The organism is Roseivirga sp. 4D4, from assembly GCF_001747095.1.
Lineage (GTDB): Bacteria > Bacteroidota > Bacteroidia > Cytophagales > Cyclobacteriaceae > Roseivirga.
This window is the reverse complement of the sequence record NZ_MDGP01000001.1, coordinates 4373034-4390174: the sequence shown is the minus strand read 5'-3', so window position 1 is coordinate 4390174 and position 17141 is coordinate 4373034. Positions and strand designations below refer to the sequence as shown.

Annotated in this window: 14 protein-coding genes; 6 read left to right on the top strand and 8 right to left on the bottom strand. The window is 41.1% G+C overall.

Annotated features, from left to right (window positions below; translation table 11 throughout):
- Positions 1–63: 63 nt before the first annotated feature.
- Positions 64–402, top strand: a complete 339-nt coding sequence (locus BFP97_RS19235; protein ID WP_069843974.1) for a PadR family transcriptional regulator — start codon at positions 64–66, stop codon at positions 400–402.
- Positions 395–3055: an ABC transporter permease gene (locus BFP97_RS19230; RefSeq protein WP_083262669.1), complete on the top strand. Its 2661-nt coding sequence runs from the start codon at positions 395–397 to the stop codon at positions 3053–3055. Before BFP97_RS19235 ends, BFP97_RS19230 begins: the two co-directional genes overlap by 8 nt.
- Before the next feature lie 59 nt (positions 3056–3114).
- On the opposite strand, the gene BFP97_RS19225 is transcribed toward BFP97_RS19230, so the two are convergent.
- From BFP97_RS19225 to BFP97_RS19190, 8 genes are all read right to left on the bottom strand, one after another.
- Positions 3115–5286 carry an acylase gene (locus BFP97_RS19225; RefSeq protein WP_069844398.1) on the bottom strand — a complete coding sequence of 724 codons (2172 nt, stop codon included), beginning with the start codon at positions 5284–5286 and terminating at the stop codon, positions 3115–3117.
- Between the two features lie 75 nt (positions 5287–5361).
- On the bottom strand, positions 5362–5973 hold the full coding sequence (locus BFP97_RS19220) for a thiol:disulfide interchange protein DsbA/DsbL (protein ID WP_069843973.1): 612 nt from the start codon (positions 5971–5973) through the stop codon (positions 5362–5364).
- An 87-nt stretch (positions 5974–6060) separates the two neighbouring features.
- Positions 6061–6720 carry an ExbD/TolR family protein gene (locus tag BFP97_RS19215; RefSeq protein WP_069843972.1) on the bottom strand — a complete coding sequence of 220 codons (660 nt, stop codon included), beginning with the start codon at positions 6718–6720 and terminating at the stop codon, positions 6061–6063.
- Positions 6721–6816: 96 nt separating this feature from the next.
- Positions 6817–9423 carry a DUF5686 and carboxypeptidase regulatory-like domain-containing protein gene (locus BFP97_RS19210; protein WP_069844397.1) on the bottom strand — a complete coding sequence of 869 codons (2607 nt, stop codon included), beginning with the start codon at positions 9421–9423 and terminating at the stop codon, positions 6817–6819.
- A 191-nt stretch (positions 9424–9614) separates the two neighbouring features.
- Positions 9615–10190: a nicotinate (nicotinamide) nucleotide adenylyltransferase gene (gene nadD, locus BFP97_RS19205; protein ID WP_069843971.1), complete on the bottom strand. Its 576-nt coding sequence runs from the start codon at positions 10188–10190 to the stop codon at positions 9615–9617.
- Positions 10191–10193: 3 nt separating this feature from the next.
- On the bottom strand, positions 10194–10766 hold the full coding sequence (gmk, locus tag BFP97_RS19200) for a guanylate kinase (protein ID WP_069843970.1): 573 nt from the start codon (positions 10764–10766) through the stop codon (positions 10194–10196).
- A 3-nt stretch (positions 10767–10769) separates the two neighbouring features.
- Positions 10770–11063 carry a hypothetical protein gene (locus BFP97_RS19195; RefSeq protein ID WP_069843969.1) on the bottom strand — a complete coding sequence of 98 codons (294 nt, stop codon included), beginning with the start codon at positions 11061–11063 and terminating at the stop codon, positions 10770–10772.
- A gap of 1 nt (position 11064) precedes the next feature.
- A complete protein-coding gene (locus BFP97_RS19190) occupies positions 11065–11676 on the bottom strand; it encodes a sigma-70 family RNA polymerase sigma factor (RefSeq protein ID WP_069843968.1) in 612 nt (203 codons plus the stop codon).
- Between the two features lie 151 nt (positions 11677–11827).
- On the opposite strand from BFP97_RS19190, the gene BFP97_RS19185 reads away from it, so the two are divergent.
- The 4 genes from BFP97_RS19185 to BFP97_RS19165 all read left to right on the top strand — a co-directional run bounded on the left by BFP97_RS19185 (position 11828) and on the right by BFP97_RS19165 (position 17111).
- Positions 11828–12925 carry a glycosyltransferase family 4 protein gene (locus BFP97_RS19185; RefSeq protein ID WP_069843967.1) on the top strand — a complete coding sequence of 366 codons (1098 nt, stop codon included), beginning with the start codon at positions 11828–11830 and terminating at the stop codon, positions 12923–12925.
- A gap of 146 nt (positions 12926–13071) precedes the next feature.
- On the top strand, positions 13072–13305 hold the full coding sequence (locus BFP97_RS19180; protein ID WP_069843966.1) for a hypothetical protein: 234 nt from the start codon (positions 13072–13074) through the stop codon (positions 13303–13305).
- Between the two features lie 287 nt (positions 13306–13592).
- The gene (locus BFP97_RS19175; protein ID WP_069843965.1) at positions 13593–14252 is read left to right on the top strand and encodes a hypothetical protein; all 660 of its coding nucleotides are present in this window, start codon (positions 13593–13595) and stop codon (positions 14250–14252) included.
- Positions 14253–14846: 594 nt separating this feature from the next.
- The gene (locus tag BFP97_RS19165) at positions 14847–17111 is read left to right on the top strand and encodes an ATP-dependent helicase (protein WP_069843963.1); all 2265 of its coding nucleotides are present in this window, start codon (positions 14847–14849) and stop codon (positions 17109–17111) included.
- The last annotated feature ends 30 nt before the right edge of the window (positions 17112–17141 follow it).

Sequence of the window (17141 nt, the reverse complement as noted above, 5' to 3'; positions counted from 1 at the left end):
TTTCATGTCTTCATTTTAGAACAAGAGTTTCTATATTAGTCTTCAAATTAGAACTAGCACACTATGAAAGGGACTCATTTGGGTGAATTTCAGGAAGTAGCCCTCCTCACAATTCTCGTTTTGGGTGATGACGCCTATGGCGTTAGCATAAAAAGAGAGATTAACAAAAACATAAAAAGAGATATCAGCCGCGGTGCCCTTCACACTGCACTTACCCGACTAGAAGAAAAAGGACTTCTTAAGTCGAAACAGGGTGAGGCCAATGAAGAGCGTGGTGGCAGGCCCAAACGATATTACGAAGTAACCAACAAGGGCAAGCAAGCCTTGCATGACGCTCGTGAAATGAGAGATACGCTTTGGGATAAAATTCCAAGCATTAGGCTAGAGCTTCAATATGCCTAATAAGAAGCAACTGCCTCCAAAGCTTTATACCAGACTCTTCGAGTGGTTCTGCAAGGAGGAGTATTTTTTAGAATTACAGGGAGATCTAGAGGAAGAGTTCTCCGAAAACCTTAGAGAGCAAGGGTATTCCATTGCCGCTAGGCTTTACAAAAAAGAGGTCCTGAAAATGATCAGGCCATCAGTACTCAAAAAAGTCAAACTCAACGATAACAATTTTTCAGCCATGTTTAGAATCAACGCCAAACTCGCATTCAGAAACCTGCTCAAAAACAAACTTTACACTTTTATTAATGTTGGAGGGCTTGCCATAAGCCTTGCGGTCTGCATGCTCATCTTACTTTATGTTAATAGTGAAACAAGTTATGATGACTATCACCCTAATAAAGACAGGCTGTATCGTGTCGCGTTGGACAGGTTCTATCCGGATCACACTTCACATTATGCGGTTACCCCCTTTTCTATGGCCGAGCAAGCGGCAATTGACTTCCCCGAAGTCGAAGCTTTCTGCCGAATCTTTCCAGGCTTTGGCATCAACGTTACTTATGAAAATGAGACCTTCCTGGAGAATGACCTAAGAGCTTCGGATAAGAACTTCTTTGACCTCTTCGGTATTGAACTATTAAAAGGAAACAAGACGGAACTTTTTGATGTTCAAAATGCCGTCATAATATCGGAGAGCACGGCCATCAAATATTTTGGACAGGATGAAGCCGTAGGCAAAATTCTAAAATCGGACTTAGGTGATCTGATTGTTACAGGTGTAGCCGAAGACACTCCCGAGAATACACACTTCAAATTTGACCTGCTGATCAACTTAGAGTTACTCAACTTTCTTCAAGCCAACTTCGTGAATTTTTCAGTACACAACTACCTCTTACTGAAAGAGGGTGTTGACCCGGAATTGATCAACAAGAAATATGTTGACCTGGTAGAAACCTACGCTGCCGGGCAAATTGAAAGAAACCAGAAGATTTCATTTGAAGAATTCAAAGCCAGTGGAAATGGTTATAACTACTTTCTTCAACCCGTCACAGACATCCACCTGAAGTCGCAACTAGAAGCTGAATTTGAGCCTAACGGCAATATCACCTATATCTATATTTTCCTTTCTATCGCGGTATTTATTGTGGCGCTGGCGGCAGTAAACTTCATAAACCTTGCAACGGCTAGGTCTACAGAAAGGGCAAAAGAAGTGGGTATTCGAAAGGTCCTCGGGTCGGAGAAGAGGCAGCTCATCAGCCAATTCCTTATAGAATCAGTCTTTGTTAGTATTGCAGGAATGCTCATCGCGGTAGGCCTTGTTTACCTGATCACACCGGCCTTCAATGGGTTCACAGACAAGTCCATTCCTTTGAGTGATTTTACGACAGCCCCGAATATTGGAATCCTTGCAGCTTTCAGTTTAATACTTGGGGGTATTGCGGGCATATACCCTGCCTTTGTATTATCCTCATTTCAACCAGTTGTTGTACTGAAAGGCAAGATGATCCACAGTAAAAATGGTGCCTGGATTCGCAACGGATTGGTGGTTTTCCAATTCTTCATCTCGATTGTACTCATCTGTAGTACCCTCATTGTCGGCCAACAAATGCGCTATATGCAAGATCGAAATCTAGGCTTCGAAAAAGACAATATTCTGGTTATTGAAAGGGCCTTCAGCGTACCAGACATTGAGACCTTTAAGACTGAGGTAGGTAAAATCCCTGGTGTCAACGGCATGGGGGCCTCAAGTGCTATGCCGGGAAGTGGCTTCTACTTTGGCGCATCTTTCCGACTCCAGGGAGTAAACGAATCCATAGCCTTGAATTGTGCCGTCTTCGCTGATGACTTCCAGGAAACAATGCAAATGGAGCTTATTGCTGGCCGTTCTTTCTCCAAAGAATATCAGGACACGCTAGCCTTGATCTTAAATGAATCTGCAGTTAGCGCTTTGGGTATCGAAGGAGATCCAGTTGGCCAGAGGGTAATTAACGTTCAGGGCGCTAATAATCCAGCGGGTGACGCAGTCTATCAGGTCGCAGGGGTTATCAAGGATTATAATTATAAGTCATTACACACCGAAATCACACCAATGGCAATCTTCAGTGATGAGAGTTCTTTTGGTGGTAATGTGGCAAACTTGGCGCTCAAGATTGACCAGAATCAGGCGGCAAGCATTATTGAATCGGTTCGTGAAATCTGGAGAGAACAGGCTCCAAACCAAACTTATGTTTACAGCTTTTTGGATGATACTTTGCTTGAGCTATATGAAGCGGAAAAGAAGTCGGGTGATCTCTTCTTAGTCTTTACTGGCATCGCCATATGGATCGCTTGTATTGGGCTATTCGGCCTGGCCACCTTCATAATTGGCAGCAGAATCAAGGAAATTGGCGTGAGGAAAGTTCTCGGAGCTACTTCAGCCAGAGTAGTTTTCTTATTGATGAATGACTTCAATAAGTTGATTTTCATTGCGGTGGTGCTGGCTATACCCGCTGCAGTGTGGGTAATGGGTCAATGGTTAGAGAGCTTCGCTTACAGAATTAATATGATGGATACTTGGATCTCTTTTGTAATTGGAGGAGTCGTGTCTTTGGCAGTAGCTTGGGTTACGGTGAGCTATCACTCGATAAAAGCTGCTATGTCTAATCCGGTGAAGAACTTAAGAACTGAGTAGTTTTTAGGCATTAGTGTTTGGTCACTAGCAAATTAGTGACCAAACACTGCCTCTTTCTTTCACTTTCTCTTACCCGGCTTGTAAGTTTCTTCTGCCCTAGCCTCTACATCTACTCTATAGTAGGCCACATCTTTGAATTGAATATCTGCATATCGTTGTGCCTGATCATCAAAGTGTGGTGAATTAGGATCATTGCTTTGACCACCCGCCAACATACTCTTAGCCTTTACCTTGTCACCAAACTCAACCATGGCAACAAAGCTATTACCCCTGTAACCGTAGATCTTCTTTGAACCATTAAAGCTCCTGGCACCATAGGCAGCCAAAGCGCCCCAACGACTGGTAGTCATACCCACGGGAATACTAGGTGCATTATCGTCATACTGCAGGTCCATATCTCCCGAAAGCCTCTGAAAACGGTTATAATCTCCCCATGGCGTTTCCCAAGTACCAAAGTCTTCGGTTATAGCAGCAACCGCCTCCTCAAAGATTGAGATACGTTCGGCATAAGGCGAGCCTGTTCCGAAATAGTCGAAGCGCTCGTTACCTCTAAGCCCTTCAGGGTTCTTTCCTTTTCGGTTATAAATTGTGCCATAGAAGTGCGCCAACGTCATAGCGACCGATTCCTTCGAAGTCTTTAAATCCCAATTCTTCAATACTTGGTAAGGACCTCTCAACGACCTCATCTTCGCAGGACTACTTTCAATCGCTTTCAATAATCCAGGAATTACCTTTTCAAAAGCCGGCAAGTACGGATCGTGGGCCAATTCAATCAAACCATCAATGGTCAAATCCTTTACTTCACTTAAAAGTTGCACGGCATGCACCCCTCGAAAGTTCTCCGCATCAGGGGCCATATAGAATGGGTAATCTTCTGGCTTAGGGCTGAATTCTGCAGCAGCAGTAAATGGGGTAGAATTACAGTTTTGAATCCAGCCGTTTCCTGGGTTGACAATGGTAATGATCTCATCCAATTCATGCATGCCCTGCCAATCCGTGGCGGGATTACTACCATCTACGGGCCTTTGATAGTCAAATTGAGGATCGCGCTTCGGTACGAAGTCACCATGATAATAAGCGATGGTGCCATCGGCATCAGCATAAACGGTATTGTTGGATGAGTTTCTTCGGATTTTCATCATTTCCCAGAACTCTTCATGATTAGCCGTCTTTGTTCTGGTAAAGGATTGGATAAGTGCATCTACAGGTTCCCAGTTGAGTTTAGTAGCCACCCACTTATCATCAATTTTACCTGTGATCGGTCCGTGATGAGTTCTGTAAGTTGGGAAGGTCTTTTCCTTCATTTCGGCACCATCCTTATACTTCAAGGTCACCTCTCCTACTTCTACATCTCTCCATTCTTCGCCATACTTATACTGGAGTTTTCCCTCACGCTCCTCCACGGTTTCCAAGAAATCATCCATGAAGTCGACTCGTGTAGAAGTATGCATCCAGCCATTCTTTTCGCTAAACCCTTGGTAGATAAAAAACTGTCCCCAAGTGGTAGCTCCGTAGGCGTTCAGTCCCTCTTCACTTACTACTTGAGATTCTCCTCTGAAATAGAAAGAAGTATGCGGATTGATAAGCAACATCGCATTACCTGAAGCAGTATGCTCACCTGAAATGGCAAACCCGTTAGAACCACTTGGCTCTTCTTCAAACCTTTCTTGTGGAGTAATGTCAGCAAAAGCCATAGACTTACCTTCCCCATAGAAGGAACGAATTCTTCTTGTAGATACGCTTTCTATGTCCCCACCGATCGATCCTTCGAAGAAGAACATTGGGAACCAAGGCTCAAAACGGGTGAGTACCTTCGGTTGAACTTCAGGGTGTGTATGTAGATAGTAATTGATTCCATCGGCATAGGCCTGGCATAATTCTTTTAACCAATCTGGTGCAGATTCATAGGCCTCTTTTGCCTCATCGATCGTCATATAAAGTCTTGCTCTCAAGTCGCTGTACAAAGCTGCTTCTCCCTCGGCTTCAGCTAGTCTCCCAATGGCCCAATAGTAATTCCTTTCCACTCGGGGAAAATCATCTTCACACTGGGCATACAGCATACCAAATACTGCATCGGCATCCGTCTTGCCATAGATATGCGGCACACCATAATCATCTCGTATAATGGTGACTTTTTCTGCTTGCGCCTGCCATTTTTCAACCTCACTGGTCGTGCTAGGTTGGCATGCATAAAGAAAGAGTAATAGAAAAGAAAGGTAAAGATTCTTCATCAGTTTTAAGGTTTGCATCTAAATTGACACAAGAAAACTGAAGGATCAAAGTCTTTTTTTTAAATGGAAGTTTGGCTACTTGGCCAAGAGATAGTTGGTTAGGTCAATAAGCTCTTGTAAAGATCTAACACTCCTTGTATCGATTTTATAGATACCGTTGACGACAAGAGTCGGTACGTTAGTGACTTGCTTCTCTTCCCAAAGCTTGGACATGGTCGTGGCACGTTTGATCAAATCTGGATCGTTGAAAAGCGCCTTGAATTTCTCTTCAGAAACATCGTTGGCTAGAAAAATCTGCTTGATATCGTCTACCGAATCAATCTCAATTCCCTTCACGTGAATTGCAGCAAAGAACTGCGCAGTGAGTTCTTTTTGCATACCTAAATCTTGCATTGCCAAAAATGCTTTTACAATTCCCATTTGAGTCTCCTCGTTATCCCTCGGGAGATAATTGACATGAGACTTTTCAAACTTGGCACCGTCAATTAACGAGACAGCTAGGGTATCCATAATAGGTTCAAACTGAAAACAATGTCCACAATACAGTGAAAAGAATTCTGTAACCACAGGTTGAGCAGTCTTTTGACTAGACACTACCTCATAGTGTTTTCCTTCCTTGAATGTCTTTTGCGCTGAAAGCGATAAAGTGGATAAAGCCAGTACCAAACAGATCGTAAAAACTCTCATTGTTTCATTTTTCACTAAAGTAATAGAAAAGGGTTTCTTCCAAAACCCTTATCAATTCAAATGCCAAAACGAAAATGAAATTCTTACTTAGCTGCCACCAACAGCAGTTGGTTCTGCTAATGAAATACCTTTATTGATACCCATTTTTCCCTTTTCGTATAATAGTCGCTGTCGAGGGTCATTGCGGTTAAGCTTGCGGTATTCTTCGGCTGTTAAACCTACACGTTCACCGTAGATGGTGTAATAGGCTGCATTGATTTCATCCATCACCTTGATAAACATGTCATATCCACTGCCCCTATCCGTCTTAACGGATACCACGGCCTTACTGGGGCCTTCAGATGAATCGTCTCGACTTAGGTTTCTGGTTATGTAGTTCTTCATCGTAGCCGGGAGTGTCTGAAAAGTCTCTTGATCACTCATATTGGATTTACCACGTTTCTTATTGTCCGGACTACCAAAGTTCAAGACAAAGTCGTAGACGATCTTATCTATGTCATCCAAATTAGGCACCGGTTCTTCTTCGATCTGAACCTTATCAGCTGAGTTAATCTGAATCTTCAATACATTCCTCTCGTTCAAAGGAACATCAATGTTATCTTCCTTAGGTGGAGGAAGCACCATTGTAAGCCCCTTATTGGTGGCAATTTGTGTGGTAACCAAAAAGAAAATAAGGAGTAAAAAGGCGATATCTGCCATAGAACCAGCATTTACCTCCTGGCTTTGTCGTTTTTTATTGTAGCCCATAGTTAACTAAGTTTAAAATCTTAGTTAAATAACTATTTTATTAGTTTAAATACAACTAATTGAATAGTTAAACTTTCTTGAGCATTAAATTTATAACTAGTTACTGTCTCCGATAATCGCGGCCACTCCTATTCTCACACCAAAATCTTTGGCTTCCCATCCTTGAAATGACTGGATAAATTCAAGCCTGAAGATTCGAAGAATATTATCGATGGTATATCCTACCTCGGCATAGTCTTCGGCATTAGGAGTTCTTAAATAGTTAAGGAATAAGTTTTCTTTTATCCCACTAAAACGAAGCATTGGCAAATGCGTAAACGCAAGCTTTCTAAATCTAAAGTGATTAAATGCTGAGAAGTATTCATCCCTTGTGCTGAATCTGTAGTAATCCAGCATTCTGAAGCCTCCCGTGACCTTAAGTGGTACAAACAATAACCTATTTCCACTAAAGTGCTTGAAATCGGTAAAGGCTACAGCATCATTATTCAAGAATTTTCCAGCTTCAACTTCTATATCTACCAATGCCCTTACACCTAAGCTAATCTGGCTTGTCAGCCCTAACTCAATATGATCATAGTCTACATCACTCCCTAACAAGCCATTGATACCTTTTCTATAGGTCAACTTAAATTCCGGGGAGGTATCACCGATAGGAATGAGTCTTCCATTATATCTTCTAAACTTCAGCCAGGGACGCACCGCGTAATACAAGTACGCTTTGGAGGCGACTGGTTGTGAAATTACTGCCTCATTGCCCAGTTCAAGATTGACGGGTCTATTAGGCCTAAAGGTGACCTCCGATCGATCTCCAAAACTAAAATTAGTATTGTTGAAAAGTTCATTTCTATCGGCCCATTCAAAGCCTGCACCGAGCGTATGCTTATATCTAATCCTTCTTGCCCAGGTGGCTTTTACAAAAGTCTTTTCATAAAGCTTCATAAAGTTACGTCTACCCACTAGGGTCACATAACTATTGATTAAAGGGTTGACAATATCAGGATTGAACTGACTGATGTAGTGACCACCTGAAATCCTGAAGGTATTCCTTTGCTCGCGTTGCCCTACTCCGAAAACGGTCTCTACTTTTCCATAGACCTGTTCGCTCGCAAAACCGTATCGGACAAATGGCGTGATCCTCAATCGAGTAGTTGTATCCCTTCTCCAGAAAAACTGGCCTTTAGCCTCTACTTGCCAGCCTTCGACTGTATTAAAACCAGTACCCACCAACAGACCATCATGTTGAAATCTTAATCGTTCTCCCAATTTGTAATAACCACCACCTAGTAGATCAGTCAACTTAAACCTCTCTCCATTCTGAAGCCTTAGTGTATCAGACTCCGCCTGGGCTTTGTCAGCAAAGTATGTACTGTCTTCTCTCACATAGCTTTCAACCTCTTTTGAAGTCAATGGTACTGGCCTAAGCTTGGCCCAATACAGCGAGTCTTTCTTGGCTGCTAATGTATCTACCTTAAAACTATAATCTGAGATTACATCGGGCTCTTCTTCTGCCTCGCGCTCCTGTTTTTCATATTCGCGCATGAGCTTTCTGAACTGCTTGCGAGACACTTCCTTGTCTTCTTCGAAAACTTCCTTTACCCCTACATCCAGATCTCCCGATTTTATCGCCTCTAGCTCCTCAGGCGCTGGGGCTATCTTTTCATCGATAAGCACAACTGATTGATCTAAATCCTTGTTAGGAGTCACCTCATAATTACTAACTGAAGCTAAATAGGAGTACTTTCCTGCCAAACCAAAGATAGAACCTCCAAATTCAAACTTCTGTGTTACCGGCATCCAGGTCTCTCCCTCAATAGGCGCAAAAATCTGCTCAATACCTATCTTAAAGCCCATCAGGCTTGTCGTCAGATCCAATGAATGTATGTTCCAAAAGTCTTCTCGAATGTAGATTTCGCCCTCAAAGACATCGTCTCCTTTCGATCTTGGAGTTACTTTAATCTTGTTGATCTCATAACCTCTTTCTCTAAAACTCCCTTGGTACTCAAACTTGTAATAAGAAAAAGCTCTTGGGCTAAGTGGAGATATTGCATTTACGACTTCAGGTAAATAGAAACTACTGTTGATATAAGAGTTTGGATTGGCGTTGTCCATGTCTTGGCCTGAAGCACGGACTGATATTACCTTTTCAGAAAAAGTATTAGGCCGTTCAAAATATATCTCACTCACAGATTCGGAGGTAAATACCTGACTGGTGTCAATTCCTTCTTTTTCAAGTGTTCTTCTCAATATCCATGGCACTTTTGTGATTTGCCCAGTGCCTTTCATATACACTTCGGCTGAGTAACTGTCATTCTGTAGCAAATGATACTTGGCTTTGGCTATCGCCTTCCTCATTATGGTGTATGAAGGATCTTCTTGTTTACCAACTACTTCCACTGATTGGAGCTCTATTACCTGTGGGACCAACACAATGTTTAATGTTGTGAACCCACTTGTGACTTCTATCTGCTTGATCTGGGTGGTAAAGCCCATAAACTGATAGGCCACACTATACTTCCCTGATTTTAAAGGCAACTCATAGTTCCCTTCAAGATTAGAAGAGGTTCCAGTCCCCATTTCCTTAACATAGATGGAAGCAAAAGGCAAGGGATTGCCTTCGTTGTCTTTGATTGTTCCTTTGATACCTTGTGCCAGAAGACCTAGTGGCATCAATAGACTCAGTGTGATTAAAAGTATGCGTTGCATTTGTTGAGGTTTTCGACTTTTGAACAATTAACGCGCCAAAAAAGCAATGCTCTAAAAGTAGTTTGACAGTTGTTAGACGAGCTAGTAGGCTAAAATGTCCGCTGTTGAATAAACTTTTTTTAAAGTCCAATGTTTTGGCTTGTGATCAAAACCAACCAGCGTTAAGAATTCATAAATAACGTAAATCCTAGCTATTGATAAAACTTCTTGATCTTAATATAGTCAACCACTGGTTGTGGCAACAAATATTGCACGGAGTGTTCGTTCCGAATCGAGTTTCTTATAAAAGTCGCAGAGATATCAAGCATTGGTGAATCAACATATCGGATGTTCTCATGCTCAATTTTGATCTTCGATTTGTCTACCTGAGGTCTAGGATAGACACAAAGACCAAAATTCTCTAGAATAGCTTTGTGGTTCTTCCACTTGTGAAAGTGTAACAGATTATCCTCACCTATAATGAGTTTAAACTCGTGTTGCGGGTTTTTATCAGCCAAATAGCCTAAGGTATCTGCCGTGTAACTCGGTCTGGGCATATTGAACTCTACATCGTTCGCCCTGAATTTATAGTTATCAGCAATTGCTAATTCGACCATCTTGAGCCTATCGAACTCGTGTAGTAAAGTGCTACTGCTTTTGAAGGGATTGAGCGGACTCACCACGAACCAAACTTCATCCAGATCCGTCTGATTTGCCATAACATCAGCAATCACCAAATGACCGATATGTATAGGGTTAAAAGAGCCGAAAAACAGACCTACACGCAAAGCTTATGGGTTTATAAAATCATTAACAAGTTTCTCTGCCTTGGCAAAAGACTCTTCCATATCCTCATTAAGTAAGGTTACATCGAATTTGTTTTCAAAGGTCATTTCGAACTTGGCTCTATATAGGCGTTGGGAAAGACTCTCGCGAGACTCCGTACCTCTTCCTGTTAGTCGTTTTTCAAGCTCTTCCATACTCGGGACCTTGACAAAAATTGCCAGTGCATCATCACCGAAATACTCCTTCAGCTTTAACGCTCCTTTTACTTCTACATCAAAGACTACATGTCTTCCTTCGTCCCAAATTCTTTGGACCTCAGACTTCAGCGTGCCGTAGTAATTACCTGTGTAGACTTCTTCCCATTCTATGAAGGCTTCCTCTTCGATTTTTTGTCGAAAGTCATCTCTGCTGAGAAAATAATAGTCTTTTCCGTTCTCTTCAGTCCTACCTCGTTTATCTCGCGTTGAAGCTGAAATGGAAAAACCCAAACTTGGGTTGTTACTTAATAAGTGCTTTACAATAGTGGTTTTACCCGAACCGGATGGTGCGGTAAAGATGAATGCCTTGCCTTTCTTCATTCCTTAGAGGTTGACACTTTTCCTGATCATTTGTGCCAGGTCATTAGGAATATCCTTGTTATGCGAAGAGAGTTTTTTCTGGATTTCTTCTCGCATGCACTTTTCCTTCTCGTATGTGAAATTTGACTTTACACAAGTGCTGATCTTCTCTTGGAAAATGGCAATAGACTCTTCGTCTGCTTCATTGTCAAGCACCAGCTGCACTATTTCAGAGAATCGACTCTCGTCAACAAGATTCCCTTTCTCACAATAGCAATTTTTGAATGTGTCCTTAAACCAATCTGAAAACTCCGACATCTTAACTTTCTTTATTGTATCCCATTTCTTTTGCGTAGCCAGCCAATTTTTCCTTAAGCATATTACGCGCTCTGTGCAACCTAGATCTAACGGTACCTATTGGTATATCCAAAATTTTGGACATTTCCTCATAGGTAAATCCTTCTAAATCGCTTAGTATGATCACTGTTCTAAAATCCACCGGAATACCATTCAGTGCTCCGGAAATTTCATCACCGATCATGTGCTGAACCGTCTCAACTCTTAAATCGGTTGTGATGCTTTCTCCAGCGTCATCAGAGTTATAGAATTGTTCTACTTCGTTATAATCGACCTTAGAAGGTTGTTTGCTCTTCTTTCGAAACTCGTTAATGAAACTGTTTTTCAGGATTCGGAACAACCACGCTTTTGCATTAGTTCCTCTCTGAAAAGAATTGATGAATCTAAAAGCCTTTAAATAAGTGTCTTGCACCAGGTCTTTCGCATCATCTTCGTCAAAAGTAAGTCTGTAACCAAAATTGTACATTGAATCTACGTGAGGCATAAATTCTTTGTCAAAAATCTCAGTCTTCTCCTTCTCCGAATAATTCTGTCTTTGAACTTCTTGTTCGTCTTGTAATACATCTTCCGACATGCGCTAAAATTAATAAATTATGGCCGCTAGTTCCTAGTTTTCAAAGCTATGTTTCGGTTGACACAAAGCGTAAAAGTTCATTTATGCTTTAATCCTAATTAGAGAACTTGCTTATCAAGATTGGTTTGGTGTTTTTTGTGGAATCAAGAATTTGAAAAAGCTAAGCATTCTATTTCTTACCTATCAGGGTGGTATGGCGGGTTCAACATACTCTATTACCTATCTGGCTAAAGGACTTGCGGATCGTGGTCATCATGTCGTTGTAGGATTAAGAGAGGAAATGCCGATATGGAATCTAATCGAGCATCCGCAAATCACCCGGATTCCAATGCGGATAAATGGAAAGTTTGATTTCAAAAACTGGAGACAAATTCGAGACGTTGTCAAGGCTCATAACATTCAACTGATCAACGCACAATCCAGTCATGATCGGTATACAAGTATTTTTGCTAATTGGAGGTACAATCTGGGTGTACAAATAGTCCACACCAGAAGACAGATGCCATTGAGTATGGGAGGCATGTTCCAACGCTACCTCTACAATCGAAAGACTGCTGGAATTGTCGCAGTCAGTCGGCAAGTAAAAGATGCGTTAGTGAAAACAGGTTTTGATCAGCATCACATTAAGGTCATCCACAACGGAACACCCAAATCTAAATACGACCATATTGATTTGGAGACAGTAGAAGCGTTGAAGAAAAAGTTCGATATCAAACCTGATGATTTCGTATTGGGTTGTGTATCAAGAATGAAGAATCAAGTACAGATTTTTCAGGCCTTGGTAAAAATCAAGGAGCCGATTAAGGCCATCTTTTGTGGAATTGAAGCAAATGAAGAGATTAATGCTATCATGGATACTTTTCCTATTCCACATCAAATCTTCTTCGAAGGAAAGGTTGACTCGAAAAGTATTCTCAATTACTATAAGGTCTTCAATGCCAAAATTCTTGCCTCTACGATGGAAGGTCTTTCTCAATCCTTATTGGAGGCCATGGCACTAGAAACGCCTGTAATTGCTACAGCCTACGCAGGTAATTTGGACCTGATTGAGGATGGTGAGAATGGGTTACTTTTCAATGATCAGGACATTGACAAAATCGCTGAGAACATTCTCAAAATCAAACATGATAATGAGTTGAGGAATAAACTTGTCATCAACGGTAAACAAACCGCTCTAGAGACTTTCAACATTGAGAATACGATTTCAAATTATGAGCAATACTTCTCTGATTTGATAAGAGAAAATTAGGCCTTTCATCATTTAATTGATTATTAACCCTGATGTTCAGTCTTTCAAAGCATTAAAAACAACTAATTAATCAATTTACTCTTTTAATAATATTACCTAATTTCTATATTCGATTAGCTGGCGAAACAGAAACAAAAGTTTCATTCATGCTAAAGCAAACACAAAGAATCGAACGTCTTCATCATCTTATTCGATTGAAGGCTACAGGAAATGCAAAGGACTGTGCAACAAAACTAGGGATCAGTGAAAGGCACCTCTATAACATTCTGGACCTCATGAAGGATCTGGGTGCCCCCATCTACTTCAACATCTCGGAAAGTTCTTATTGTTATAAATATGATGTCCAATGGCACTATGGTTTCAACAAAATCCAAGATTAGATTCTCTAACAACTCTCATATTAAGAATTGATATTTTTTTCTCAACGAAACTTTATTTCAGTCACCCACCATATCTTGTTTCTAAGAAGTTACAGAACACCCTAGGTAAAGTTACTTTGAGTTTTTTATTAACTGTTACGCATATCATTCTTGATCATGACTAAAGCCGATTATTCATGATCAATCGATAGTGGATATCTGGAAATGTGGCATTATCAATGTCTTCCTCCAAATAGATGTGGTTGAGCTATGTCTTATGTGAAACCTTGTTAAATAACCATAGAATTATGTCAAAACTATTATTCAAATTATTCAGAGGCTCCTTGCTATTATTCAGCTGCAAACTGGGGCTCTTTTGCACTATAATTATTGTTTCTTCATGTACACAAGAAGATTCGAACCCTACCGACTTACATGACTCTGAGGCGGTTATTCGATTCACCAATTCTATTACGGGAAGCTTTGCCCATGATATCATCAGGCCTGAAGCCAATTTCTATCATGATGAGTTGACTGAAGAGGATGCCAGAATTTTGTTAAACCCTTTAATGAGTGAGTCTATTGAATTTCTATTGGCTCTGGGGTTTGAAGAAAATGAAATTGAAGATGAGCTTGGTGGATCAGAAAGTCCCACAACATTGGCTGTAGCATTTGTCTTTTTAGAACACATAAGAATGTCTGAAGCCACTGCTATTAATTTTACAGATATAGATACATTCTTGTTCAATCAGGCCTATGCATATGATGGCGATGTATTACCTTGTCTAGGCGAGGCATTTGGGTTCGCTGCTGTTGGATATATTCTCCAAGAAGGAATTGAGGCTGCCATTGCTCATTACGGCACCAGAGGATTATTAAGGGTCTTAGGAAGAGCAGCAGGCAGAACCTTAGGTTGGGTTGGAGCAGCTTTAGCCGCTTACGAGTTTGCACAATGTTTAAAATACTAGAAATGGGCACGTTTCACATATTATACTTGGTTGTTGTTTTAGGAGTCATTGAAATTCTGAATTACTCTTTCTTTCAAAAAGAAAAGTCGGGAAACGATGCATATTCTCTTACTCAATCTGTCTACCATGTAATTAAGAAAACACTCACTAGCGTATTGGTTATTGCTATAACATATTTGCTAATATTTGAGGTATTTGAGTAAATAAGTTAGGCTTAGCCTCTAGGTTAAAATAACTGAATGAGCATTATATGATATCTAAGACACCTCACACCTCATTGAGTACTAAAGTAATGATCACTACTATACAAGTATCAATAAAGAAAACAGTTTGTTTCTAGGAAGTTGAGGAACTAAGGCGGGTCGGTACCAGCAAGAATATTCCATCAGTCAAATTATGAGCAATACTTCTCTGATTTGATAAGAGAAAATTAGATTGATCCCTATATTGCAAGCTATTAATAAACCGTCACCCTGAACTTGTTTCAGGGTCTCATTAATTAGATTCTGAAATGAATTCAGAATGACGTCAAGACTAAAGTTCAGCGCTTATAAAACTAGTCTTTACGTATAGAATCACTGTAGCTCGTGGCGCATGGAATACCTCTCTTCCCTCAATGAACCCCAGTACGAAGGTGTAGTCAATACCGAAGGACCTTCAATGATTATTGCAGGTGCCGGTTCGGGTAAAACGCGTGTGCTTACTTACCGAATCGCTTATTTGATTAAAGAGAAAGGTGTAGATCCGTTCAATATTTTGTCACTGACCTTTACCAACAAAGCGGCAAAGGAAATGCGTCACCGGATTGAACAAGTGGTCGGCAATGACGCGCGCAATCTTTGGATGGGCACCTTCCACTCCGTATTTGCACGAATCCTGAGGTCCGAAGCAGATAGACTAGGTTACCCTAGCAACTTTACCATATACGATGCGGATGATTCAAAATCACTAATCAAGACCATCGTTAAAGAATTTGGTCTTGATGATAAGGTTTATAAACCCAATGTGGTTTTCAATAGAATATCTGGTGCAAAGAACCGCCTCGTCTCATGGCAGGATTATTTAGCCAACCCACTTTATGAGGCAGATGATACTGCTGCGCAGAAACCTGAGATGGGCAGGATTTATAAAACCTATTGCCTAAGATGTTTTAAGGCAAATGCGATGGATTTTGATGACTTACTCTTCAATACCAATGTATTATTCAGAGATCATCTGGACGTTCTGAATAAGTATCAGCACAGGTTCAAATACGTTTTGGTCGATGAGTTTCAAGACACCAATGTTTCTCAATACCTAATTACCAAGAAATTATCGTCTGTTAGCCAGAATATCGCAGTGGTTGGTGATGATGCACAATCCATCTATGCCTTCCGTGGCGCCAACATTGAGAACATTCTCAATTTCGAGAAGGACTTTCCCGATCTGAAGGTGATCAAGCTGGAGCAAAACTATCGCTCTACTCAGAACATTGTTAATGCCGCCAACTCTGTTATTGCGCGGAACAAAGGTCAATTGAAGAAAACCGTCTGGACTTCCAATGATCAGGGGAATAGAATAGAGCTTATCAAGTCAGTTTCTGACAATGAAGAAGGCCGGTTTGTGTCATCTGCCATTTTTGAGCAGAAAAGTCAAAACGGCTATCAGAACAGGGATTTTGCTATTCTTTATAGAACCAATAGCCAGTCTAGAGCCATTGAAGAGGCTTTGAGAAAAGCTGGTATTCATTATAAGATTTTTGGTGGCCTTTCTTTCTATCAAAGAAAGGAAATCAAAGACCTCATGGGCTATCTACGATATGCCATGAACACGGAAGATGAGCAGTCCTTTAGGAGGATCATCAACCTGCCGAAGAGGGGTATTGGAACAACTTCGGTAGAAAAAATTGTAGTGGCTGCTTTCGAACATGACATTCCCCTTTGGGAAGTGCTCACCAATGTCGATGCCTTCTTGCCGGGAAGAGCAGCCAATGCGGTGAGAGATTTCGTGACCCTCATTAAGAGTTTCAAAATCTATGTTGAAAGCAAAGATGCTTATGAAGCTGCTAGTCATATCGCAAAAAATTCCGGTTTACTCAAAGAGCTCTATGAGGACAAAACTGTTGAGGGTCTCAATCGTTACGAAAACGTCCAGGAACTCTTAAATGCAATCAAAGAGTTTGTTGATACTCCAGAAGTGGAGGACAAAAGCCTTGGGGCCTTTCTTCAAGACATCGCTCTGCTTACCGATCAGGATAGCGATGATAAAGGCAACGATGACTATGTGTCGTTAATGACCATCCATTCATCCAAGGGGCTGGAATTCAAAAATGTATTCATTGTTGGGTTGGAAGAAGACCTCTTCCCCTCGCAAATGATGCTCAGTAGTAGGGACGACTTAGAGGAAGAAAGACGCCTTTTTTATGTAGCCATTACTAGAGCTAAAGAAAACTTATACTTCTCATACGCCTTATCGCGTTATCGTTATGGCAGACTGATCAATTCTGAGGCAAGCCGCTTTATCGAAGAAGTGGATCCAAGCTTTATTTTCGTGAATACAAGGTACGGAAGCCGAGAGCCTAAACTTGGGAGAAGCGATGGGCCTCCGGGCTTCAATTCAAGCTTTGCTCGGAATTTGATGGCAAAAAAGAAATCGGCTCCTAAAAAACCGATGCAATACCATAAACCCTCGGCCGATTTTAAACCCAGTGATACCTCTGGGTTGCAAGAAGGAATGAAGGTTGAACACCCCAAGTTTGGATTTGGCAAAGTGTCAAAAATGGACGTGGAAGGTGCTAATAAAAAAGCCAAGGTGATCTTTGAAGATTTTGGAGAGAAAACACTCCTGCTCACCTTTGCCAAGTTGAGAATCGTGGATTAGGATCGCTGTCATAGCCATCCTTTGAGATAA

Bases quoted from the DNA above. Each gene is read 5' to 3' on its own strand.
- BFP97_RS19235 (WP_069843974.1), top strand. From the start codon at position 64: ATGAAAGGGACTCATTTGGGTGAATTTCAGGAAGTAGCCCTCCTCACA.
- BFP97_RS19230 (WP_083262669.1), top strand. From the start codon at position 395: ATGCCTAATAAGAAGCAACTGCCTCCAAAGCTTTATACCAGACTCTTC.
- BFP97_RS19225 (WP_069844398.1), bottom strand. From the start codon at position 5,286: ATGAAGAATCTTTACCTTTCTTTTCTATTACTCTTTCTTTATGCATGC.
- BFP97_RS19220 (WP_069843973.1), bottom strand. From the start codon at position 5,973: ATGAGAGTTTTTACGATCTGTTTGGTACTGGCTTTATCCACTTTATCG.
- BFP97_RS19215 (WP_069843972.1), bottom strand. From the start codon at position 6,720: ATGGGCTACAATAAAAAACGACAAAGCCAGGAGGTAAATGCTGGTTCT.
- BFP97_RS19210 (WP_069844397.1), bottom strand. From the start codon at position 9,423: ATGCAACGCATACTTTTAATCACACTGAGTCTATTGATGCCACTAGGT.
- gmk (WP_069843970.1), bottom strand. From the start codon at position 10,766: ATGAAGAAAGGCAAGGCATTCATCTTTACCGCACCATCCGGTTCGGGT.
- BFP97_RS19195 (WP_069843969.1), bottom strand. From the start codon at position 11,063: ATGTCGGAGTTTTCAGATTGGTTTAAGGACACATTCAAAAATTGCTAT.
- BFP97_RS19190 (WP_069843968.1), bottom strand. From the start codon at position 11,676: ATGTCGGAAGATGTATTACAAGACGAACAAGAAGTTCAAAGACAGAAT.
- BFP97_RS19180 (WP_069843966.1), top strand. From the start codon at position 13,072: ATGCTAAAGCAAACACAAAGAATCGAACGTCTTCATCATCTTATTCGA.
- BFP97_RS19175 (WP_069843965.1), top strand. From the start codon at position 13,593: ATGTCAAAACTATTATTCAAATTATTCAGAGGCTCCTTGCTATTATTC.
- BFP97_RS19165 (WP_069843963.1), top strand. From the start codon at position 14,847: ATGGAATACCTCTCTTCCCTCAATGAACCCCAGTACGAAGGTGTAGTC.